The sequence below is a fragment of the Streptococcus pyogenes genome (assembly GCF_002055535.1).
GTDB classification, from domain to species: Bacteria; Bacillota; Bacilli; order Lactobacillales; family Streptococcaceae; genus Streptococcus; species Streptococcus pyogenes.
Genome location: NZ_LN831034.1, coordinates 101842 through 124161, shown reverse-complemented (window position 1 = coordinate 124161; position 22320 = coordinate 101842). Strand labels below are relative to the sequence as shown.

The 22320-nt window shown below is 37.3% G+C and carries 27 protein-coding genes; 8 read left to right on the top strand and 19 right to left on the bottom strand.

Annotation, left to right across the window (positions count from 1 at the left end; translation table 11 throughout):
- The first annotated feature begins 11 nt into the window (after positions 1-11).
- Both B6D67_RS00785 and B6D67_RS00780 read left to right on the top strand, forming a co-directional pair.
- Complete coding sequence (locus tag B6D67_RS00785) at positions 12-239, top strand: IS66 family transposase (RefSeq protein ID WP_015055898.1); 228 nt, start codon at positions 12-14, stop codon at positions 237-239.
- Positions 172-1524 (top strand): IS66-like element short variant transposase, encoded by a 1353-nt coding sequence (locus tag B6D67_RS00780; protein WP_010921814.1) that lies wholly within the window; start codon positions 172-174, stop codon positions 1522-1524. Before B6D67_RS00785 ends, B6D67_RS00780 begins: the two co-directional genes overlap by 68 nt.
- A gap of 186 nt (positions 1525-1710) precedes the next feature.
- On the opposite strand, the gene fctB is transcribed toward B6D67_RS00780, so the two are convergent.
- From fctB to cpa, 5 genes are read right to left on the bottom strand one after another with little or no spacing between them, the layout of a single operon-like run.
- On the bottom strand, positions 1711-2358 hold the full coding sequence (gene fctB, locus B6D67_RS00775) for an FCT-2 pilus minor pilin FctB (RefSeq protein ID WP_010921813.1): 648 nt from the start codon (positions 2356-2358) through the stop codon (positions 1711-1713).
- Between the two features lie 21 nt (positions 2359-2379).
- Positions 2380-3093, bottom strand: coding sequence for an FCT-2 pilus polymerization class B sortase SrtC1 (gene srtC1, locus B6D67_RS00770; RefSeq protein ID WP_010921812.1), 714 nt, complete (start codon positions 3091-3093; stop codon positions 2380-2382).
- Positions 3094-3102: 9 nt separating this feature from the next.
- Entirely contained in the window at positions 3103-4125 is a 1023-nt protein-coding gene (fctA, locus tag B6D67_RS00765; RefSeq protein ID WP_010921811.1) for an FCT-2 pilus major pilin FctA/T1, read from the bottom strand.
- Between the two features lie 32 nt (positions 4126-4157).
- On the bottom strand, positions 4158-4715 hold the full coding sequence (gene sipA, locus B6D67_RS00760; RefSeq protein WP_011285358.1) for a signal peptidase-like pilus assembly factor SipA: 558 nt from the start codon (positions 4713-4715) through the stop codon (positions 4158-4160).
- Entirely contained in the window at positions 4708-6981 is a 2274-nt protein-coding gene (gene cpa / locus B6D67_RS00755) for an FCT-2 pilus tip adhesin (RefSeq protein ID WP_029714186.1), read from the bottom strand. Before cpa ends, sipA begins: the two co-directional genes overlap by 8 nt.
- A 262-nt stretch (positions 6982-7243) precedes the next feature.
- Here cpa and rofA point away from each other — a divergent pair, with 262 nt between their 5' ends.
- The 4 genes from rofA (at position 7244) to B6D67_RS00730 (ending at position 11381) form a co-directional block, all read left to right on the top strand.
- Complete coding sequence (rofA, locus tag B6D67_RS00745) at positions 7244-8737, top strand: transcriptional regulator RofA (protein ID WP_029714181.1); 1494 nt, start codon at positions 7244-7246, stop codon at positions 8735-8737.
- Positions 8738-8883: 146 nt separating this feature from the next.
- Positions 8884-9756, top strand: a complete 873-nt coding sequence (gene hslO / locus B6D67_RS00740; protein ID WP_010921808.1) for an Hsp33 family molecular chaperone HslO — start codon at positions 8884-8886, stop codon at positions 9754-9756.
- Positions 9743-10720 (top strand): tRNA dihydrouridine synthase DusB, encoded by a 978-nt coding sequence (dusB, locus tag B6D67_RS00735; protein ID WP_002987812.1) that lies wholly within the window; start codon positions 9743-9745, stop codon positions 10718-10720. The genes hslO and dusB overlap by 14 nt, the downstream gene beginning before the upstream one ends.
- Before the next feature lie 19 nt (positions 10721-10739).
- Positions 10740-11381 (top strand): deoxynucleoside kinase, encoded by a 642-nt coding sequence (locus tag B6D67_RS00730; protein ID WP_010921807.1) that lies wholly within the window; start codon positions 10740-10742, stop codon positions 11379-11381.
- 259 nt (positions 11382-11640) lie between these two features.
- On the opposite strand, the gene B6D67_RS00725 is transcribed toward B6D67_RS00730, so the two are convergent.
- The 4 genes from B6D67_RS00725 to B6D67_RS00710 form a co-directional block, all read right to left on the bottom strand.
- Positions 11641-12036 carry a single-stranded DNA-binding protein gene (locus B6D67_RS00725; RefSeq protein ID WP_003053955.1) on the bottom strand — a complete coding sequence of 132 codons (396 nt, stop codon included), beginning with the start codon at positions 12034-12036 and terminating at the stop codon, positions 11641-11643.
- Between the two features lie 151 nt (positions 12037-12187).
- The gene (ytpR, locus tag B6D67_RS00720) at positions 12188-12814 is read right to left on the bottom strand and encodes a YtpR family tRNA-binding protein (RefSeq protein WP_011285356.1); all 627 of its coding nucleotides are present in this window, start codon (positions 12812-12814) and stop codon (positions 12188-12190) included.
- Positions 12815-12831: 17 nt separating this feature from the next.
- Complete coding sequence (locus tag B6D67_RS00715) at positions 12832-13149, bottom strand: thioredoxin family protein (protein ID WP_011285355.1); 318 nt, start codon at positions 13147-13149, stop codon at positions 12832-12834.
- Positions 13146-13430, bottom strand: a complete 285-nt coding sequence (locus B6D67_RS00710) for a DUF4651 domain-containing protein (protein ID WP_002992749.1) — start codon at positions 13428-13430, stop codon at positions 13146-13148. The genes B6D67_RS00715 and B6D67_RS00710 overlap by 4 nt, the downstream gene beginning before the upstream one ends.
- Before the next feature lie 464 nt (positions 13431-13894).
- Between B6D67_RS00710 and pepA the strand changes: the two genes are divergently transcribed.
- The gene (gene pepA, locus B6D67_RS00700; RefSeq protein WP_029714177.1) at positions 13895-14962 is read left to right on the top strand and encodes a glutamyl aminopeptidase; all 1068 of its coding nucleotides are present in this window, start codon (positions 13895-13897) and stop codon (positions 14960-14962) included.
- 47 nt (positions 14963-15009) lie between these two features.
- Positions 15010-15780, top strand: coding sequence for a pyrroline-5-carboxylate reductase (gene proC, locus B6D67_RS00695; RefSeq protein WP_010921805.1), 771 nt, complete (start codon positions 15010-15012; stop codon positions 15778-15780).
- An 82-nt stretch (positions 15781-15862) separates the two neighbouring features.
- Here proC and B6D67_RS00690 read toward each other — a convergent pair whose 3' ends face one another.
- The 10 genes from B6D67_RS00690 to comGA all read right to left on the bottom strand — a co-directional run bounded on the left by B6D67_RS00690 (position 15863) and on the right by comGA (position 22281).
- Positions 15863-16171, bottom strand: a complete 309-nt coding sequence (locus B6D67_RS00690; protein WP_010921804.1) for a hypothetical protein — start codon at positions 16169-16171, stop codon at positions 15863-15865.
- 186 nt (positions 16172-16357) lie between these two features.
- The gene (locus B6D67_RS00685) at positions 16358-17554 is read right to left on the bottom strand and encodes an acetate kinase (RefSeq protein ID WP_029714175.1); all 1197 of its coding nucleotides are present in this window, start codon (positions 17552-17554) and stop codon (positions 16358-16360) included.
- A gap of 58 nt (positions 17555-17612) precedes the next feature.
- Complete coding sequence (locus B6D67_RS00680; protein ID WP_010921802.1) at positions 17613-18566, bottom strand: class I SAM-dependent methyltransferase; 954 nt, start codon at positions 18564-18566, stop codon at positions 17613-17615.
- 97 nt (positions 18567-18663) lie between these two features.
- Positions 18664-18990 carry a competence type IV pilus minor pilin ComGG gene (comGG, locus tag B6D67_RS00675; RefSeq protein ID WP_010921801.1) on the bottom strand — a complete coding sequence of 109 codons (327 nt, stop codon included), beginning with the start codon at positions 18988-18990 and terminating at the stop codon, positions 18664-18666.
- Positions 18974-19408 carry a competence type IV pilus minor pilin ComGF gene (gene comGF / locus B6D67_RS00670; RefSeq protein ID WP_010921800.1) on the bottom strand — a complete coding sequence of 145 codons (435 nt, stop codon included), beginning with the start codon at positions 19406-19408 and terminating at the stop codon, positions 18974-18976. Before comGF ends, comGG begins: the two co-directional genes overlap by 17 nt.
- Positions 19401-19685 carry a competence type IV pilus minor pilin ComGE gene (comGE, locus tag B6D67_RS00665; RefSeq protein ID WP_002987779.1) on the bottom strand — a complete coding sequence of 95 codons (285 nt, stop codon included), beginning with the start codon at positions 19683-19685 and terminating at the stop codon, positions 19401-19403. Before comGE ends, comGF begins: the two co-directional genes overlap by 8 nt.
- The gene (gene comGD, locus B6D67_RS00660) at positions 19642-20070 is read right to left on the bottom strand and encodes a competence type IV pilus minor pilin ComGD (RefSeq protein WP_002986548.1); all 429 of its coding nucleotides are present in this window, start codon (positions 20068-20070) and stop codon (positions 19642-19644) included. Before comGD ends, comGE begins: the two co-directional genes overlap by 44 nt.
- On the bottom strand, positions 20045-20371 hold the full coding sequence (gene comGC / locus B6D67_RS00655) for a competence type IV pilus major pilin ComGC (protein WP_002986552.1): 327 nt from the start codon (positions 20369-20371) through the stop codon (positions 20045-20047). Before comGC ends, comGD begins: the two co-directional genes overlap by 26 nt.
- 1 nt (position 20372) lies before the next feature.
- Positions 20373-21407 carry a competence type IV pilus assembly protein ComGB gene (comGB, locus tag B6D67_RS00650; RefSeq protein WP_011054115.1) on the bottom strand — a complete coding sequence of 345 codons (1035 nt, stop codon included), beginning with the start codon at positions 21405-21407 and terminating at the stop codon, positions 20373-20375.
- On the bottom strand, positions 21343-22281 hold the full coding sequence (comGA, locus tag B6D67_RS00645; RefSeq protein WP_010921798.1) for a competence type IV pilus ATPase ComGA: 939 nt from the start codon (positions 22279-22281) through the stop codon (positions 21343-21345). The genes comGB and comGA overlap by 65 nt, the downstream gene beginning before the upstream one ends.
- Positions 22282-22320 lie beyond the last annotated feature (39 nt).

Below are 22320 nucleotides of genomic sequence, written 5' to 3'. Positions count from 1 at the left end.
GGAGGAAGACCATGAGTTCACAAGATAAAGTCATTAAAACACAAGCCAAAACCATTGAAACAATGGCTAATGAGCTAGCCCTCCTGCGTGAACAAGTGGCTTATTTAACTCAAAAGCTTTATGGGAAATCTTCTGAAAAAGCTATGCCTATGACCGGTCAACTCAGTCTCTTTGACCAGGACCAATTACCAGAAGAAGCGGATGACTTGCCCAGTAGAAACAGAAGACATTACTTATAGACGCAAGAAAATCAAAGGAAGACGTCAAGCTATTCTAGCTCAATTTGAACCTGAGCTTGTTCACCACGAATTAATTGGTGACAGCTGTACTTGTCCGGATTGTCATGGAACATTGACAGAAATTGGCTCGGTGGTTCAACGTCAAGAATTAGTCTTTATCCCAGCACAATTGAAACGTATAAATCATGTGCAACACGCTTATAAGTGCCAAACTTGTAGCGATAATAGCCTCAGTGACAAGATCATCAAAGCGCCTGTTCCTAAGGCACCATTAGCTCATAGCCTTGGTTCGGCTTCTATTATTGCCCATACCGTTCATCAAAAATTCACCCTTAAAGTTCCTAACTACAGACAGGAAGAGGATTGGAATAAATTAGGACTGTCCATTAGTCGCAAGGAAATCGCTAACTGGCATATCAAGTCTAGCCAGTATTATTTTGAGCCTCTTTATGACTTGCTTCGTGACATCTTATTAAGTCAAGAGGTCATTCATGCGGATGAGACATCTTATAGAGTTCTTGAAAGTGACACTCAGTTGACCTATTACTGGACTTTTTTGTCTGGTAAGCATGAGAAAAAAGGGATTACCCTTTACCATCATGATAAAAGGCGTAGCGGCCTCGTTACTCAAGAGGTTCTCGGCGATTACTCAGGTTATGTGCATTGTGATATGCATGGGGCTTATCGTCAATTAGAGCATGCCAAGCTTGTTGGTTGTTGGGCACATGTGAGGCGGAAGTTCTTTGAGGCCACCCCGAAGCAAGCTGATAAGACTTCTCTAGGGCGTAAAGGACTTGTTTACTGTGACAAGTTGTTCGCCTTAGAAGCTGAATGGTGTGAGTTACCCCCTCAAGAGCGTCTGGTTAAACGCAAAGAAATCTTGACGCCATTAATGACCACCTTCTTTGATTGGTGTCGCGAGCAAGTTGTCCTTTCAGGATCGAAGCTGGGTCTCGCTATCGCTTATAGTCTCAAGCATGAAAGAACCTTTAGAACTGTTTTAGAGGATGGCCATATTGTTCTGTCTAACAATATGGCAGAGAGAGCTATCAAATCCTTAGTGATGGGCCGAAAAAATTGGTTGTTTTCTCAAAGTTTTGAAGGAGCCAAAGCGGCAGCTATCATCATGAGTTTGCTTGAAACGGCTAAGCGACATGGACTGAACTCCGAAAAATATATTAGCTACCTTCTAGACCGCCTTCCTAATGAAGAAACTCTCGCTAAAAGAGAAGTGCTAGAAGCTTATTTGCCATGGGCTAAAAAAGTACAAACAAATTGTCAATAATCAAAACCTCCAGAGTCAATTAGAAACTTTGGAGGTTTTCAATATACCTTGTTATTGGACGCTTACGAACAATTTGCTGTCGTGGGGCAATAAAAAATTCCTTTATCATTAAGTAAAGGAATTTTTGGTTTTTCTTACATATCTTTCCTAAATCCTCAAGGAGAATTACTCTGCTTAAAATTGAATCTATTTGCTTGTCTTTAGCTTTTTATAAATAGAATACAAAGTAATGGTAGCCACTAAGACAATTCCTAAAGCAGATACGTAACTCACCATTTCACCAGTTGATGGCAAAATACCATTACGTTTTTTCTGAGGTTTTTCCTTCTCAGTTGTATCTGGTTGATGAGGTTCCGGTGTTTTTTCACTATATTCTTGTTTAAAAATAAGCTCCGATTTTTCGGTTTCTCCAAGTTTGTTAGAAACTAGGTTAGTTTCTAAAGCACCACTTTGCTCATTATACAATACGTAAATAACAACTTCATATACTGTTTCATCATAATGATATTGACTATTCTTACCTAACAGTTGATGAATTTTATAATGATATTGTCCAACTTCTGAAAAAGTCAACTGTTCAAATGATGTTTTCCCATTTCCCTTAACAGAAGTAGTTACCGAATTAGGTAAAGGACTTTCTTTATCTAACGCTTCAATTACAAACATAAACGTTTCATCTATGTCAGAGGATTGTTTGTTGGTAGCAACATCAACTTGATTAATAACTTCAATATTAATGCTTGCAGTGAGGTTCTCTGCCTCTACGGAGTCTAACAAACAAAAACTCATAAGTAAATAACCAATAGCTAAAATTCTTAATATAGATTTTTTCATATGACCTCCTTTCTCTTACAATTATTCAATTTGTCCAATAACGATAATCCTACCATCTGTTGTCATATCCTCACAGGTTGATAAGGCAACAAAACGACTTTCATTTGTTGTCAATATTTCACGATACTGTACCGATTTTTGCTTGATATGGTTTAAAAATTCATTTTTACTAGAAATATCAACATCAATTGGATTAAACAGTAAACTGTCAAAAGCATCTGTTTGGATACATGCAAAAATATTGATTTTCAGTTTTTGCTTTGTTTTGGTTTCAATACTAAATTCTTTGTGTTTATTAAAAAATGATTTTTTCCTAAAGTTAGGTAATTCGCCAAACATAACATTTCCAGCCATATGATGTGCATAGATTAATGAGTATTTATCTTCAAAAGTTACTTTATTACGATAATCTAGAAAAACACTTCCTGATAAGGAGTACTCTCCTTCTACTGATTTGTTGATATATTCTAAATTATTCTCTCCCTGTACAATTGGATAATCAATATGCGTTCCTTTAACAGTCAGCCATGCCATAACATCAGAATTAATAGCTAATAAATCGTCAAACTGAACACCCTTTTTCTTATATTGTTGATAGTTAGTAGCATTAGCTCCTTGATAAACTGTTAAAGCATCGTAGATTCCAAGTGCCGCAATCAATAAACAAAGAAAGAAGAAACAAAGAACAATGACGTTTATCAACTTGTCAAGGAGCTTAATCAGTCTTACTATCATAATAATAATTTAAGCATTTTTCTTTTTAACAAAGTAAAGAGCTCCACCAACTGCTACAATTCCTAAAGCAATATATGGTGCCACAGTCATTGCTACTCCTGTTGGCACTTCAAAGTCTTTTTTATTTGTAAAAGTAATGGTCATATCTTTATCAGTAGATGTCTCTTGTTCAGTTGAATTACCTGCGATATTTTTTACAGCTCCATCTTGAGGACTAACTTCCACGTTGGTTGTATATTTTTCTGATTTGTAATCGTCTTCAGTGACAACATAATCCACACCTACTGGAAGATTTGTGACTTTGATTGATTCACCATCTTTCAAGGTAAAATGATAGAGTTGATCTATACTAGCCTCTGTTTGAACAGGAGCTTGACCACCTTTAGTTGTCTTCTCAATCATGACTTTTTCTGACGCCTTATAATACTGATTTGCTTTTAAAGTCAGACCAAAATTAAAATCTTTAGAGCGATCTCCACCGGTACCTGAAACTTTTTTCTTCACCGTTAATGTAGTAGAATCTAAGCTATTTTTGAACTGAATTGGCACCTTACTACCTTCTTTATAACCAACAATATAAGTAGCTACTGGTTTTTGTTGCTCTTCATTCCACAAGACATGAACTTGAACAGTGTAAGATGTTGTATCATAAGAAACACCAGGAACTTTATCTATCTTCTCCTCAGTTACTTTGTAATAATAAACACCTGGTTTTTCAAAAGTAACTTCTGAAAAATCAAATTCTGCAGTTTTCGTATTTGATCCACCTTTATCTGAATTGGTGTAAGTGACTTTAGTCATCGGTGTGTTCAAAGCTACACCTTTAAACTTATTTCCGTCTTCGTTGACAGTAGTATCAGGTTCGATTTTAAATGTAAAATCTGTATTTGGAATTAATGCATTGCTATTAACTAAATCAAGGTTTTTTGTAACTGTTAGTTTGGCTCCGTTTACAACAGTCTCCCCGTGAACTGTTGTAGCAGCAAAACTAGTTAGGGCTGCTCCCGTTAATAGTAAGTGACGTAATTTCATTGTTTCTCTCCTTTTTTAAATAAGCCTTTAGCTTAATGGTTTCTTAATCGAATAAGTGTATTAATCGTGCCTTTTATAGCATCTTTAGCAATTGCATCTTGTAGGTAATTCTCACTCTCTTGGCTATAGTAATCATTGAGTATCAAATAACTATTATCAGCAATTCGATACGGATAATTAGCTTCTCTTGATTTTATAAAAGTTAGTCCTTCATTTTGAATATGGCCATTAATTTTTAATTCACCTTGTTCTGTCAGGTCCACTTCATCACCTGCTTGAGCAATAATCCGACCGACTTTCGTTATAGATGTTTTAGAGTCCTCATAAACAACTGCTTCTTCTACTTTATAAGTCTGAGATAAGCGATAAAATAAAATAGCATCTCCTGCTTTTACACTAGGAGCCATATCGTTTCTTTTGATAATCATAAATCCAAAAACAAAGTGAAAAAGTAGATAGCCGCCAATAAGAATAAGGGCTATTTTTTTAACAAGTCCTATGAGTAAGGGCTTTATTGCTTCTTTATCTGAAAATGATAGTTTGTTAAGTTCTCCAGATGAATTAGAAGTTCTGAAATCAGCTCTAGTCATGTTTTCTTATCCTTATCGTGTGAATTCCCCAGATCCCCAAACTGATACCAGCGATAACTATCAAAGCTAGATAGCCATTGATCTTTTGATCAACTCCTGTAGGAACAACAGGCTCTTTATTATTTTCAAAAGCAAGTGTCTCATCACTTGTTATTCCTGTTTTTGAAACTGTAGCATTTGCTACTTCTTGGCTATTAACTTTAACCTTATAGCCTTCAGAATCTGTTTCTTTGACAAGGTAAGAATAACCTTCTGGTAAACCTTGAAGTGTTAAACTTTCCCCATGTTTTAAATTAATGGTTGCTTTACCATCTTTAAATTCGAGGTTTGTTTTATCTGTTTTAACAGTTTGAGAAAGCAATTCTTGCTTATTATTTTTTAATTCAATTTCAAAATGGAAATCTTTAGTTCTGTCACCAGCTAAACCAGTCACCGTTTTTCTCAATGTTAAATTATGAGTTACAGGTATAACTTCTTTTTTATCTTCCATACGAATAATATCAACTAAATCTTCTGGATGCCACTGAGTTCCAATAAGAGATTGATATTTATTGTTATTCGGAATAAAGAAATCAAGGTCAGTTAGCTGTGGAGGATTACTATCTTGAGCGTATTCTACAAGGATTTTAGCAACTGCTAAAGTACTATCATTCATGTCTCCAAAACCATGATAGTCTTTTAGTTTATCCTTATCTAATTCAGCACTATCAGTGAAATAATATATTGCTAACTGAGTAGCCGCACGCAATTGTGTCTCAGTTAGACCACTATACTCAATAGCTTGTCCTTTTTCCCTGTAACCCTTCTCAATTACTTTTTTGATATGTTTTAAGAAAGTGTCAGGATCGGTATCTCTTGGTTTCACAGTATATTTAAAGAGGTCACGACCTGCAATATGAGTGTATTTTACTTCTCCTGTTGTAAAGTCTGGAGTCATTGTTTTCCCACCATCTTCAGAGTCTGGTGGAGATTTTAGATCTGCATTAAAGCAATAGACAACCTGTGAACTTCCATTTTTATTTTTTGCATAATAAAATTTTGCATAGTTTTGTGTAGTTAAAACGCTAAATTCTTCAAAATCATTATATGCTTCTACTGAGTAAGGCTCTACTATCTCTTTATTGGGATTTTCAATCTGTTTTCCATCAATAATAGTATACACTTTGCCAGCTTCAACCTTAAAAGTGATTGGCTCTGCGATACTATAACCAGCTGGAGAATTCAATTCAGTTAAAGTATAAGTTCCATCTGATAGTTCAATTCTTTCTCCAATATCATTACTGCTAAACACTCTCGCTTGAAAACTATTCACGTTATCCCCTGTCAACTGTAATGTTGCACCTTCAAGCAATTTAGAGTAATCACCTATAGCATACTTTCTAATAAGTACTGAAGTCGTTTGAGGTTGATTTGGAGGCATTGGTGGGTCTCCTGGAGTTGGTGGTTTAGTAGGAACTAAACCACCACTCAAAAGATTTTGGTATCCTTTATTATATTTATCTCCCTTGTCCTCAGACTCAAAAATACTTAGCTGAAAATCATCCGGAACTTGTTTTGGCATTTTAGTTGCCAAATTCGGATCAATCAGTTGCTTCAAAGCTTGACGCATCAAAGATAATTGAGAAGTACTAACCAAGTTACTTTCTGACTCCCTTTTAAAACTTTCATCTGGATTAGAAATAGGAGCATTATCAGAATAGTACCATACCGCCTCTTGTGTAACTCTGATAGCATTCAAGGGTTCCAAGCCTTCCATAATACCATTGGCATTTTGTGGATGTCCATTATACATAACAGCTCGTAACTTCTGATTTAGCTCATCTCCCGTAATTCTAGGGCTCATCGCATAATCTTCAAATTTTGTAGAGATTCCATCATGTTTTTTATACCACTTTTTAACACTACTATCTGATCCGAGAGGAAATGCTTTCTTTAAATTAAAGCAATAAACTTGATAACTTCTACTTCCTTCTAAGTTAACCCTTAAATCGTGTGCTACTCTAAACTGTTTATAATATGGATGCCCTCTTACATAAGATTCATATCCATACCATCTGTATTCCGAACTTGAATCTGGATTTATTGCGTTTGGCGTCGAGGATTCTACTAAACCAAAAACAGTCTTAGCACCAACCATGGAAGTTACCAAAGCGAAGATCATTAAAAAGACTCCCACTAAAGTGACAGTAAATCGTTTTGAGTTTTTACTTAATACCCTTTGAGTATTAAGAGTATTAAGCTTATTTGGAAACCTTGTTTTTTTCATTTTCTCTCCTCTCAATGTGACATCATATCATTCTATTGAAGTCAAAGAAATATATTCGTACTAAGTTTTTCACCAAATTAGTGTTTTTGAAAATGATTTTTTGAGAAAATATTGCTTTAAAGCTATTTCAAAAGGTTTCGACTTTTTACCAAAAACCATTAGATTTGACTTCTATTTTTAGCTTAGATAGAATTGAAATAGGAGAATACACTTATCAAAGACTTATTTGGCTTTCTAAGTGTAGGAAGAGAGGTCCCTTTCCTTGATAGAAAAATACTTGGAATCATCAATCGAATCAAAATGTCAGTTAATTGTCTTGTTTTTTAAGACATCTTATTTGCCAATAACTGAGGTAGCAGAAAAAACTGGCTTAACCTTTTTACAACTAAACCATTATTGTGAGGAACTGAATGCCTTTTTCCCTGGTAGTCTGTCTATGACCATCCAAAAAAGGATGATATCTTGCCAATTTACACATCCTTTTAAAGAAACTTATCTTTACCAACTCTATGCATCATCTAATGTCTTACAATTACTAGCCTTTTTAATAAAAAATGGTTCCCACTCTCGTCCCCTTACGGATTTTGCAAGAAGTCATTTTTTATCAAACTCCTCAGCTTATCGGATGCGCGAAGCATTGATTCCTTTATTAAGAAACTTTGAATTAAAACTCTCTAAGAACAAGATTGTCGGTGAGGAATATCGCATCCGTTACCTCATCGCTCTGCTATATAGTAAGTTTGGCATTAAAGTTTATGACTTGACGCAGCAAGACAAAAACACTATTCATAGCTTTTTATCCCATAGTTCCACCCACCTTAAAACCTCTCCTTGGTTATCGGAATCGTTTTCTTTCTATGACATTTTATTAGCTTTATCGTGGAAGCGGCATCAATTTTCGGTAACTATTCCCCAAACCAGAATTTTTCAACAATTAAAAAAACTTTTTGTCTACGATTCTTTGAAAAAAAGTAGCCATGATATTATCGAAACTTACTGCCAACTAAACTTTTCAGCAGGAGATTTGGACTACCTCTATTTAATTTATATCACCGCTAATAATTCTTTTGCGAGCTTACAATGGACACCTGAGCATATCAGACAATGTTGTCAACTTTTTGAAGAAAATGATACTTTTCGCCTGCTTTTAAATCCTATCATCACTCTTTTACCTAACCTAAAAGAGCAAAAGGCTAGTTTAGTAAAAGCTCTTATGTTTTTTTCAAAATCATTCTTGTTTAATCTGCAACATTTTATTCCTGAGACCAACTTATTCGTTTCTCCGTACTATAAAGGAAACCAAAAACTCTATACGTCCTTAAAGTTAATTGTCGAAGAGTGGATGGCCAAACTTCCTGGTAAGCGTGACTTGAACCATAAGCATTTTCATCTTTTTTGCCACTATGTCGAGCAAAGTCTAAGAAATATCCAACCTCCTTTAGTTGTTGTTTTCGTAGCCAGTAATTTTATCAGTGCTCATCTCCTAACGGATTCTTTTCCAAGGTATTTCTCGGATAAAAGCATTGATTTTCATTCCTATTATCTATTGCAAGATAATGTTTATCAAATTCCTGATTTAAAGCCAGATTTGGTCATCACTCACAGTCAACTGATTCCTTTTGTTCACCATGAACTTACAAAAGGAATTGCTGTTGCTGAAATATCTTTTGATGAATCGATTCTGTCTATCCAAGAATTGATGTATCAAGTTAAAGAGGAAAAATTCCAAGCTGATTTAACCAAGCAATTAACATAAGCGCCATGTCACCACATTGCGCGACTTTAGACCACACCTTAACTTAATCCCGAGTCATTCTCTGGGATTTTTTACTGTCTATCTGTATTGATTTTTCAAGCAATCCTGTCAATACAAGTTTTACACTTTATGCTATAATCTAAGTTATGGATAAAATAATTAAATCAATAGCACAATCAGGGGCTTTTAGGGCTTATGTCCTTGATAGCACTGAGACGGTTGCATTAGCTCAAGAAAAACACAACACGCTGTCATCGTCTACTGTTGCGCTTGGCCGTACCTTGATCGCCAACCAGATTTTGGCGGCTAATCAAAAAGGCGATAGTAAAATCACCGTCAAAGTGATTGGTGATTCTTCTTTTGGACACATTATCTCTGTGGCAGATACCAAAGGACATGTGAAAGGTTACATTCAAAATACTGGTGTCGATATTAAAAAGACCGCAACAGGTGAAGTCCTTGTTGGGCCTTTTATGGGGAATGGTCATTTTGTGACGATTATTGATTATGGCACAGGTAACCCTTACACCTCAACAACGCCTCTTATTACTGGGGAAATTGGTGAGGATTTTGCCTACTACTTAACCGAATCAGAGCAAACACCATCTGCAATCGGACTTAATGTGCTTTTAGATGAAAATGATAAGGTTAAGGTTGCTGGTGGCTTTATGGTGCAGGTGCTACCAGGCGCTTCTGAAGAAGAGATTGCTCGCTATGAAAAACGCCTGCAAGAAATGCCTGCCATTTCTCACCTACTAGCTTCCAAAAATCATGTGGATGCCCTTTTGGAGGCCATCTATGGAGATGAACCTTACAAGCGTCTTTCTGAAGAACCTCTGAGTTTTCAGTGTGACTGTTCTAGAGAACGTTTTGAAGCAGCCCTAATGACTTTGCCAAAAGCAGATTTACAGGCCATGATTGACGAAGATAAGGGTGCTGAGATTGTTTGCCAATTTTGTGGTACCAAGTACCAATTTAATGAAAGTGATTTGGAGGCCATTATCAGTGATAAAGCTTAATTCTTCCTTTAGGATTGGTGATGTGGAAATCCCTCACCGCACTGTCCTTGCTCCCATGGCTGGCGTGACCAATTCTGCCTTTCGTACCATCGCCAAAGAATTTGGTGCTGGTTTGGTGGTTATGGAAATGATTTCCGAAAAAGGGCTTCTTTACAACAATGAAAAGACCCTTCACATGCTCCATATTGATGAAAATGAGCACCCTATGTCCATTCAATTATTTGGTGGTGACGCAGAAGGGTTGAAACGTGCAGCTGATTTCATTCAAACCAATACCAAGGCCGATATTGTTGATATTAATATGGGCTGCCCTGTTAATAAAGTTGTCAAAAACGAGGCTGGTGCCAAGTGGCTCCGTGACCCTGATAAGATTTACCACATTGTCAAGGAAGTCACGTCTGTTTTAGATATTCCACTGACTGTCAAAATGCGTACAGGTTGGGCGGATAGTTCACTTGCTGTTGAAAATGCCCTTGCCGCTGAGTCGGCAGGTGTATCTGCTCTTGCCATGCACGGTCGTACCCGTGAACAAATGTATACAGGAACCTGCGACCATGAGACATTAGCCCGAGTTTCTAAGGCTATCACTAAGATTCCCTTTATTGGAAATGGGGACGTGCGTTCGGTGCAAGACGCCAAATTTATGATTGAAGAAATCGGTGTAGATGCCGTGATGATTGGCCGCGCAGCCATGAACAATCCTTATCTTTTTACCCAAATCAATCATTTCTTTGAAACTGGTCAAGAATTGCCAGATCTTCCCTTTGCCAAAAAATTAGACATCGCCAAAGACCACCTTAAACGCCTGATTAACCTCAAAGGTGAAACCATTGCTGTTCGGGAATTTCGGGGCTTAGCACCACACTATCTTCGCGGAACAGCAGGTGCTGCCAAAGTTCGTGGTGCTGTTTCACGCGCTGAGACTCTAGCTGAGGTTGAAGCCATCTTCGAAACAGTACGCTAATGATATTAGAAGGAGACGCATGTTGATTGTACTAGCTGGAACAATTGGGGCTGGCAAGAGCTCGCTTGCTGCTGCACTTGGAGAGCATTTAGGAACTGACGTTTTTTACGAAGCTGTTGATAATAACCCCGTGCTAGACCTCTACTACCAAGACCCTAAAAAATACGCCTTTTTACTTCAAATTTATTTTTTGAATAAACGATTTAAGTCCATCAAAGAAGCTTATCAAGCCGATAACAACATTCTTGACCGCTCTATTTTTGAAGACGAACTCTTCTTAAAACTTAACTACAAAAATGGCAATGTCACTAAGACAGAACTTGACATCTATCAGGAACTTCTCGCCAACATGTTAGAAGAACTAGAAGGCATGCCTAAAAAACGCCCTGATCTTCTCATCTACATTGATGTGTCTTTTGACAAAATGCTTGAGCGCATTGAAAGACGTGGCCGAAGTTTTGAGCAGGTCGACGGCAATCCTAGTCTTGAGCAATATTACCATCAAGTCCACGGTGAATACCCAACCTGGTACGAAGACTACGAGGTCTCTCCAAAAATGAAAATTGATGGCAATTCCCTTGACTTCGTTCAAAACCCACAAGATTTGGCGACTGTCTTAAAAATGATTGACACCAAACTCAAAGAGCTCCATTTATTATAAGAGTTCTAGTGGCCTGATAACCGCTTGTAAGCAAGTAAACCTTAACACTAGCAACAAAAAGAAGTAATACACTAAAAAACACCCTACTATTCCTATGATGAACAAAGTTCCAACATCTAGCACTTGAAACTTTGTTCATACTCGTAAGGTGTTTTTTTATTTTTATCAGAAGTATCTAGTCACACTTTTGTTGTTCGGATATCACCTCATCATATATTTCAGTAATCAGCTGAACCCTGATGAGAAGCATTATCCTCTATCAAAAGGGAAGAGTATCTTCTTCTAAGACTAAATCAACTAGATCATTAGTAACATTATTTTCTCTCATAGCGCGCTGAGCACGACTTTCAAGCAGTTGAAATGATTGGCAGAGAACTTCTGTCACATAATGCACTTGCCCATCTTTATCATACTTGCGGGTCCTAAGTTCGCCATCAATAGACATCAAACTACCTTTGCTAGCATAAGAAACCAGAGTTTCTGCTAACTTTCCCCAAACAACAACTGAAATAAAATCAGCTTCTCGCTCTCCAGAAGCATTTTTAAATCTTCGATTAACAGCTAAAGAGAGACGTGCTACATGCTTATCCGTAGCTGTTTTTACCAATTCTGGTTTAGCTACCAAACGACCGATTGCTATCACTTTATTATACATACTGACCTCCTTATCTTATTATTCGTAAAAATTGTGGTAAAATAAGTTTCATTTTAAACGTTTTTGAAAACATAAGAAAAAAGGATTAAGGGCTCCTAATCCTTTTTTTCTGGTCATTTAGTTAAATACAGTCTTATTTCAGCTGGTTTTTCTAACCTTTCCAATGTTTGGCTGGGTCAAAAGCTTCTCCTACCACAGCTGACTCATCAAATTCAATAATGCCACGTTTTTGCGGTGCATTTGGCAAGGCTAACTCACGAGGAGAGCACATCATACCATAACTTTCTTCACCACGCAATTTTCCTGGGAAAATCAGACTACCATTTGGCATTATAGCACCTGGTAAGGCAACAATCGTTTTTAAACCAAGCGCAGCATTTGGTGCGCCCGCTACGATTTGAACCGTTTGATCTTCACCAATAGCCACTTGGCAGATATTAAGATGGTCGCTATCTGGATGAGCCACCATCTCAACAATTTGACCAACCACAAAAACAGGTCCCACAATCGGTTCAAGCCTTTCTGAAAATCCTTCCTTAGCAAGCTCTGCATTTAATCTTGCAAGGTTCTCGTCTGTCAAAAAAATCTGTCCATTGCCTTCAATAGTAATCAAGCTTGACGCTTCAAAGATATTCCAAGCAAGGGTTTTGCCGCTTTCTTCTGCAAAAACACGGGCTACTTTGCCTTTTCGTTCTACTTGACGTTTGATATCTTTGGTGTCTTGTAAGATAACCATCAAGACATCGCCAACTTGTTCTTTATTGTATGCAAAAATCATTTATTCTTCCTCTTTTCTTATTGATAAGCAGCTAAAAAATGCATAATCTCAGTTTTTGTCTTTCTCATTTTGTTAACCAGACGCCCTACTTCCTGACCTTTTTCAATCACGACAAAACTAGGAATACCAAAAATATTCCACTTTTGTGCTACCTCTATAAACTGATCACGATTAACACAAACAAAAGTCATATCTGTAAGTTCTGCTTCAATTTCTGGCATAATAGGATAAATAAATTGACAGTCTGGACACCAGTCTGCCGTAAAAAATAACACCAGCTTATCTTCTTTTTCAATAAGAGTCGCTAATGACTCATAAGAAGTCGGTCTGATCATCCCTTGTCCTCCTCAAAACTAATTTGTCGACTGTGATAGGTGAATTGGTACTGTTTGCCGTTTGACATAACAACCCCACCTGAAATATAATCTTGTTTGACCTGACAAGGATTGATATATAAAACTTCGATTTGTCCTAAAGGTGAAAAAAAGGTGCGTAAATCCCTTGTCATTTGTCGACGCTGCCTGTCTTGGCAATAATCTTTGATAACTATTCCTAGGCCAATAGCTAAACTAAATCCAAAGATACCTGAAATCATACCTATTTTCTTTTTACTCATATCCCTCATTTTATCATAAAAAGATCAAATTGGACGATCTGAAATAAGAAAACTAAAGATTTCTACTGTTATGTATTGACAAAAATAGTAAAAACAACTAAACTAAAGGTACGTTGATTAGGTGTGGTTTATTATTAATTTAACCACGCTATAAAAATCACTGATTAACCTAAAATGGAAGGTTCTCCTTATGACTCCATTATCCTTACTTTTCGCTAGTGAAGAGTCTTTTCGCATCCTAAGCGCCCTACTATTCTTATTAACCAGCTTGTGCTTTATCATTTTAATGATTTCCTTGCTGCCTAAAAAAACAGGTTATCGCCAAAAGACAAACACTTCTTCCAGAGATCTCTAGTCTCTGGGATTTTTCTTTTCTGTGAAACCCATTCTTACTTAAAAAGTGGTAGAATATAAGGAGATGACCGCGTTGAACTGGTCTGAAACCTTTTAAATGGAGATGAAAAATGACAGACTTATTCTCAAAAATCAAAGAAGTTACCGAACTGGATGGCATTGCGGGCTATGAACATAGCGTTCGTGACTACCTACGCACCAAAATAACCCCGCTGGTTGACCGTGTTGAAACAGACGGGCTTGGTGGCATTTTTGGTATCAGAGATAGTAAAGCTGAAAAAGCCCCCCGTATTTTAGTAGCTGCGCACATGGACGAAGTCGGTTTTATGGTCAGTGATATCAAAGTTGACGGAACGCTACGCGTGGTTGGTATCGGTGGTTGGAACCCACTTGTTGTCAGTTCACAACGGTTTACCCTTTACACACGCACTGGCCAAGTTATTCCCCTTATTTCAGGATCGGTACCTCCCCATTTTTTACGTGGGGCAAATGGCTCTGCTAGTCTACCACATATCGAAGATATTGTGTTTGATGGTGGCTTTACGGATAAGGCAGAAGCTGAAAGATTTAGTATTACACCGGGTGATATTATTATCCCTCAATCTGAAACGATCCTAACAGCCAATCAAAAAAATATTATTTCAAAAGCTTGGGACAATCGCTATGGCGTTCTCATGATAACAGAAATGCTTGAAGCGTTAAAAGGACAAGACCTTAACAACACCCTAATTGCAGGTGCTAACGTTCAAGAAGAAGTTGGTCTGCGCGGAGCCCACGTCTCAACCACCAAGTTCGACCCTGAACTCTTTTTCGCAGTAGATTGTTCGCCTGCTGGTGATATTTATGGCAATCCTGGAACAATCGGAGATGGTACCTTGTTGCGTTTCTACGACCCAGGCCATGTCATGCTCAAAGATATGCGCGACTTCTTACTGACTACTGCTGAGGAAGCTGGTGTCAATTTCCAATACTATTGTGGCAAGGGAGGCACAGATGCAGGTGCTGCACACCTTCAAAATGGTGGTGTCCCATCAACAACCATCGGAGTCTGTGCACGCTACATTCACTCTCATCAAACCCTCTACGCTATGGATGATTTCGTAGAAGCCCAAGCCTTCTTACAAGCCATTATCAAAAAACTGGATCGCTCAACCGTTGACTTGATTAAATGTTACTAAACTAGCATTAGCCTGATTAACCATAATATCCCACAAGGAGCAACAGAATGAAAATTGGCATTATTGGTGTTGGCAAAATGGCTAGCGCTATCATCAAAGGCCTTAAACAAACACCCCATGAACTTATCATTTCAGGATCATCTTTAGAACGGTCCAAGGAAATTGCGGAGCAGTTAGCACTGCCTTATGCTATGTCCCACCAAGACCTTATTGACCAGGTTGATCTTGTTATTTTAGGCATCAAGCCTCAACTATTTGAAACGGTACTCAAACCGCTTCACTTCAAACAGCCTATTATATCTATGGCAGCAGGCATTTCCCTTCAACGACTAGCAACATTCGTAGGACAAGACCTTCCGCTGCTACGTATCATGCCAAACATGAATGCACAAATTCTCCAAAGCAGTACCGCTTTAACGGGAAATGCTTTGGTGTCCCAGGAATTACAAGCACGTGTTCGAGACTTAACAGATAGCTTTGGTAGCACATTTGATATTAGTGAAAAGGATTTTGACACCTTTACCGCTTTAGCAGGGTCAAGTCCTGCCTATATTTATCTCTTTATTGAGGCTTTGGCTAAGGCTGGCGTCAAGAATGGCATACCTAAAGCAAAGGCGCTGGAGATTGTTACTCAAACAGTATTGGCTAGCGCCAGCAATCTCAAGACCAGTTCTCAAAGTCCGCACGATTTCATTGACGCTATTTGTAGCCCCGGTGGCACAACTATTGCTGGTCTGATGGAGTTAGAACGCCTTGGCCTCACAGCTACTGTCAGCTCTGCCATTGACAAAACCATCGATAAAGCTAAAAGCTTGTAAAATAAGTGCCCCAATACAAATCAGACAACAATACAAACACCTCCGTTGACCAGACAGGAAACTCAACCGTTAGACAAGTCATCTAACAAAGAACCTGACTCGTATCAAACGGAGGTTTTTGACTATTAGTTGTTATTTTCCCTAGTGCCTCCATTTTCTTAGCCACCAGACTTCTGATAATCAAGTAAAGGTAAGCAAAAATCAAAGGTAGCTTATAAGAAACAAGATCTCGAATGGTTAAGCAAGGGAAGAAAAAGAATAAGGCAACAAATAGAACAATCATCAGGTAAAAGCAGTAAACTTGTGTCTGTTTTCGAATCGCACGATTACGCTCATCATAAACCGTTATCAAATAGTCTTTTAGATCATTGGGCTCTATAAACACATACAAGAAAAGCGTTGAAGCAATTAAAAACTTCTAAATAAGGCTGACATCCAAATCGCCTAGCACAAGATTACAAAAAGCAAGGAGACTGATCAGAACTAATACCTAGGCACCATAACCAACAGATAAACCTCATAAAAAACCAAGTAAAGTGTTACCTTACTTGGTTAATCTATTGAGACTTAGTCTCTTTTATTTTGTATTTTTTAAACGTTCAACGTCACGCGCGATGCACAATTCTTCGTCTGTTGAGATAACAAGCACCTTCACTTTTGACTCAGGAGTTGAAATGTCACCACGGTATCCAAAAACATTTTTCTCAGGATCAATGTCCATTCCGAACCATGTTAAGCCACCAATAACATCTTGACGCATCAATGGTGCATTTTCACCCATACCAGCTGTAAAGACCAAAGCATCTGCTCCATTCAAAACAGCAAAATATTGACCAATGCATTTTTTAATGCGATCAATAAAGATATTGTAAGCTAAAACAGCATCTGGATTATCTTCTTGTAAACCAGCCTCGATATCACGCATATCACTAGAAATGCCTGACACCCCACTAAGACCTGATTTTTTGTTTAACATATTAACAACGTCAGCAGCGTCTTTTAACTCTGGGTCTTGCTCAATTAAATAAGGAATGATAGCTGGGTCAATGTCACCAGAACGTGTTCCCATCATAGGACCAGCAAGTGGTGTAAAGCCCATCGAGGTATCAACTGATTTACCGTGGTAATTAGCTGTAATTGAGACACCATTTCCAATATGAGCAGTAATTAGTTTTAATTCTTCTAATGGACGACCAAGCATTTTAGCAGCTTCTTGCGCTACATATTTATGACTTGTCCCATGCGCCCCATATTTACGAACCTTGTAGTCCGTATAATATTTTTGAGGAATTGGGTAAAGGTAAGTATGCTTTGCCATGCTAGTGTGAAATGACGTGTCAAACTCACAAACACTGGTAATATCTGGCAAAATATCACGGAAGGCACGAATCCCTGCCGCCGCTCCAGGATTGTGAAGTGGAGCTAAAACGGATAATTCTTCAATCTGTTCAAGAACTTTGTCATTAACCACAACGGATTCTTTGAAAAGTTCACCACCAGCAACAACACGGTGTCCAACTCCTGTAATTTCATCATAAGCTGCAATGATTCCAAAGTGAATCAAATCGTTCAATAAGATTTTAACAGCTTCTGTATGATCGTGAATATCAAGAATTTGCTCTTCTTTTTTGCCATCGTACTTAACTGTTGAAATAGAATCCTTGAGACCGATACGCTCAATAATTCCTTGTGCTAACACTGCTTCTTCTGGCATCTGATAAAGTTGCCATTTTAAACTAGAACTACCTGCATTAATTGCAATTGTCTTTGACATTTTTAACCTCTCTTGAAATCGTTTTCTGTGATGCTTTTTTATTATAACAAAAAATCAATTAATTGACATTACTCAGTTTCCATTTTTTGAAATTTTCCATAAAATCATGAATATTCTCTGCAAGCTTCAAATCCCGAATTGGATAGACAAAGGTTTCCATTGGGTGGTCTGTTTGTTTTTGTAAGACAATAATGGACTTGGCATTTGAGGGATGACCAAAAATAGAATCTGGTAGCGTAATCAAGGTCACCACCTGAGCATAATCTTTTAACCACTGTTTCAACAACTGGCTCTGAGGGCTCGTCAATAAATTGACTGGTGCCAGAAAAATCGCAAAACCGTCTTTTTTCAAGTATTTTAAAGACTGTTCCATTAATAAATGATGGGCATAGGTATGCTTATCTGAACTAGCCACCTTGTACCGTTTGGCAATATCATCGTTAGGATAATAACCAACTGGTAAGTCACTGATGACAATGTCACTTTCTTTTAGTAATTGAGGCCTTACCGCATCTTCTTGAATAAAATGAGCTGAAGAATCCATTATCTCAGCAATACTGGCTGACAGATCAATCAAGAGATCATCAAGTTCAATCCCTACATAATCAAGGCTCTTGCTCGTGTTGTTGAGAAGGGTTTGGGCTAGGTTCCCTGTTCCACTTCCAATCTCAAGTACCTCTAAGCTATCTTTATCACTCAATTGTTCCAAAAGATACAGCAGAATGAAGCCAATAGCATCTGGTGTGAACTGATGGTTGGCTTGGAGTTGCTCAGTCTGAGCTGCCTTAATAAAAAGAAACTGGTAGGCCTTACGCCATTCTTCTTTTGTCAGGCACAAGGCTTTCAGTTTATCACTATTTTGAGCAACTTGAGGACTAGCTCCCTCAGCCCCTAAATAAAAGGAGTTTTGTTCAACAATGGCATCGTATATATGTGTTTTTAGATCATTTTCAATTAGTTGACAGTTCTCTAAGAGCAGCTGATAAGCTTCTTCAATTTTTTCAAAAGTCATAACCTTATCATACCAAATTACACTTGAAATGAAAAGAAGTGTCACCTTTAATTACTATATATTGGATCATTTTAAGGATTTATGACAACAATACTATTTATTGACTATATTGTTTGGGTTTAAGGTATTCAAACTGATACTGTCGTTGCTGATCTAACTTAACAATTAACATCCATCTCTCTTTTCGCTCTCGACAAATGACTTGACCACCTTTAAAAAAGACAGGATTAGAAGCTTTATATCTATGATCTTGATAAACTATTTCTGCTATCAGTCGGGCTTTAACATAGTCAGTTTGAGCTTGGTATTCCTTGTGTAGAGCTGTCACTTGAGAAAGGTAAACCTGTAAAACCAGCAAAAAAATACTAGCCATAAACATAGCATACAAAAGGATGCCTGCTTTGAGATTAGTCTTGAAAGGCATAATAAAAAGTCCTTTCTAACCCACTTTTCCACTTTAAAGTAATGCAAATCTGTGACTGCTCTATGTGAATATGACTACGTGATATTCCAAATAACATGGGTTGATACCCTTTTCCATTACTAGCTGATTTTCGAAAATCATGACTTTTAAATTGGCCAAAAGCTAGTACTTTCTTTCCTTTTTCAACGTATAGTTTATTATCAGCTACTTTGTAAAACCTTGCTCCACTTAACTCCTCTCGCAATTGATGAGAAAATAAGAGCCAATTATCTTGATCATGACGGGCTAGATAATGGCTATGTTTAAGGAGGGTTCGGGTCAAACCTTGATAAACCAATAAAGACCCTGATATCACGAGTAAGGCTATTAACGCCTCTAGAAGGGTAAAAGCTTTTATGTTACTTAATTGTTTACTCAATCTTCATCACTTCTCCTTCGTCATCGTGAATACTAATGTATCTATCCGTACGTAAAATAGTAATATGACAACCATTCAATGTCATCTCTTTAGTTCTAGTTTGTACTGCCATCAAGGCTAGATTAAGCTTTTCTTGCTGCTTTCGATAGTACGTTAGAGCAGCCTGACTCTGCTGTAAACTGCTTAAGACGAGAATGACAATACTAAAGAGGATGCCTGTTGCGATCATACTTTCAAGGGCTATGTAAGCTTTGACTTGTTTTTTGATAATTCCCACTCCCTAGATAAAATTGGTATTTAAAGCGTCGATCAGTCATGTCAAAAATAATTTTAGCTAAGGAATGGTTGCCTCCCATCTGATCAATAACTAACCGATAAGGATGATTCACTGTTATTGATTTAGGAACTGTTAGGCTATTACCTTCTGTAACAATTTTTGTTGAAGAAATATCCAAGACGCGCTGTTTTTGCTGTAATATGGCTAACTTTTGCTGATGTCGATACAAATGTTCAAAATGGCTAAAAAACAGATGCTCTTCTACTTTTTGATAGCTTTTTGTCACTGGTACAGACAATCCCAATATAATGAAACTCATCACTGACAAACTTAGTAAAGTTTCAAGCAAAGTAAAAGCTTTAATTGCTAAGACGGGCTTTTTCATTTTTATGTTTGTCATAATAGTCTTGATAAGCTTTTTCTTGTTTCTCAGTGATACTACCATCTGCCTTTAACTGGCTCAAACTTGGTTTTGAGCCTTGAGATAATTCATATAGTTCTGCTTGATTCTCCACTAATTTAACAACAGCGGCATTACCTGTTTCTGTAACCCTGTCTTTTTGCTTGCTTAAATTAGGCACAAATAATAGCATCAAAACACTGATGACAAGAATCACCAATAACATTTCTAGAAGAGTAAATCCTTTTAGCTTCTTGTGTCGTAAGTTGTTCCATTGATTAATCATCTTAAAAAATACCTCCCATATTTTGGTAAATTGGTAATAGGATTGCCGCATAAATCATGACGATTGTCACAGCAACTACTAAAAAAATAGCTGGTTGAATAAGTTGTGTCACTTGATAAAGCTGACTAAAAAATTGTTCCCAGCTTTCCTGGGCATAGATTTCCAACTCAGCCCCCAGTTTCGATTTGATTTCACCGTATTCAATCATTAAACTTAATTCTTTTTTAAAAAAAGGGTAGGTAGCTACTTTAATGTGAAAGGCTTGCCCTTCAAGCAGACTCATTCTGATGTCCTCAGCTAATTCTTTCATTAGTGAGGATTTCTCAATGGCCATAATGTCTAAAATAGTCATCAAATCAAGACCTTGACCTATTAACGTACCCCATTCTCTAGCATAATAACTAGTTAAGTATTGTTTTAACAGTTTACCTAAAAAAGGATAACGGCTTAGCCGACTATAGAGTTTCAAGCGGCTTTGAGATCGCCATCGTAGCCATACCATCCCGAACAACAAAATAAGACCTGAGCAAAAACCTATAAAGAAGGCAGGAAAATGGTTAAGAAAGTAAGTTATCTGATTTTGAGTTTCTAATTGAGGGACTAAATAGCGTCTCAACCCTAGCATCATCACAAAAAGAAAAAGTAAAAGAATAAGAGGATAGGTGATAACTTCAACAGTTTTTCGTCTGATCCTTGCCATTTGGTTCAAGTAATGTTGAATCGCTACTAATGTTGTTTCAATATTACCGTGTCTATCAGCTAAACTAATTTGAGTAAGAATAGCATCTGAAAAACCTAAACCCGACAACATATCTGCTAAGCCTTGTCCTTTTAATAAAGACTCTTCCATTTTAAGAACATAATCTAGCTGAAGCAACTGGCTTCTTTTTAAAAAAGCAATAACCTCTGCGAAGCTAAATCCTGTAGATAAAAGATTAGCTAGTAATTGAATGAATTTATGCTGATGTTTACTAGATAATTTTTTCAAGCTTAGCTTGCTTGGGATTGAGATGTCCTGCCTCAAGAAGCTGATCAATTTGTTGATTCCAGTTCGATGAGGAATAATATTCAAATTCGTTTTGAGTAGAGTCAATCAATGCTCCTCCATTAAGTAACCTTTGGTAAGCAATTAATGCTAAGCAATTAGACAGTTCTGCTTTCGTTACACCAAGTTCTAACAATCTTGCATAAACACCCGAGATACTTTTAGCGTGAACCGTTGAAAAAACCATGGCACCTGTTAGACTAGCCCTAATAACGGCTCTTGCTGTTTGACTATCTCGAATCTCACCAATAACTAAAATATCTGGTCGATGGCGTAAAGACAGTTTGATCAAATTGTCATAAGTCATACCAATATCATCATTCACTTGTAATTGTAAAATTTGGTGATTTTTAATTTCTACAGGATCTTCTATACTAATAACCTGTGCTTCTTGATGATAATTCGAAATCAGCTGGTACATCAAGGTTGTCTTCCCAGACCCAACTGGTCCTGCAAATAAATACAACCCTCTACCGCCAACCTGATTGGCTACTTTTGTCAATCCATCAAACCAATAATGTACACTTTTATTTTGATGATGAAGCAGACGAATCACTAAGCTTTCTTGCCCGCGATAATCACCCACGCTAGATAAGCGCAAAGATAACTGCTTATCTTTACTAAGCTTATAATCACATGAACCCACCTGACAACGTCTCTTTTCACCAACTATCATTCCTGCAACGAATTTAAAGTGACTAATAAGAGGAGCCATCCGATCGCTCTGATAAACATCAACTAATCTCCTTTCATCTCCTATTCGTAAAAAAAGATCATATTGATCTGCTCTTGGCAAAATATAAATATCTTGTGCATGAACCTGTTCAGCTTTTGCTAGAATAGCTTTTGCTAATGCTTGTACCATAATTCCTCCTTACTCATTTATTCGTAAACAAAAAAAGAA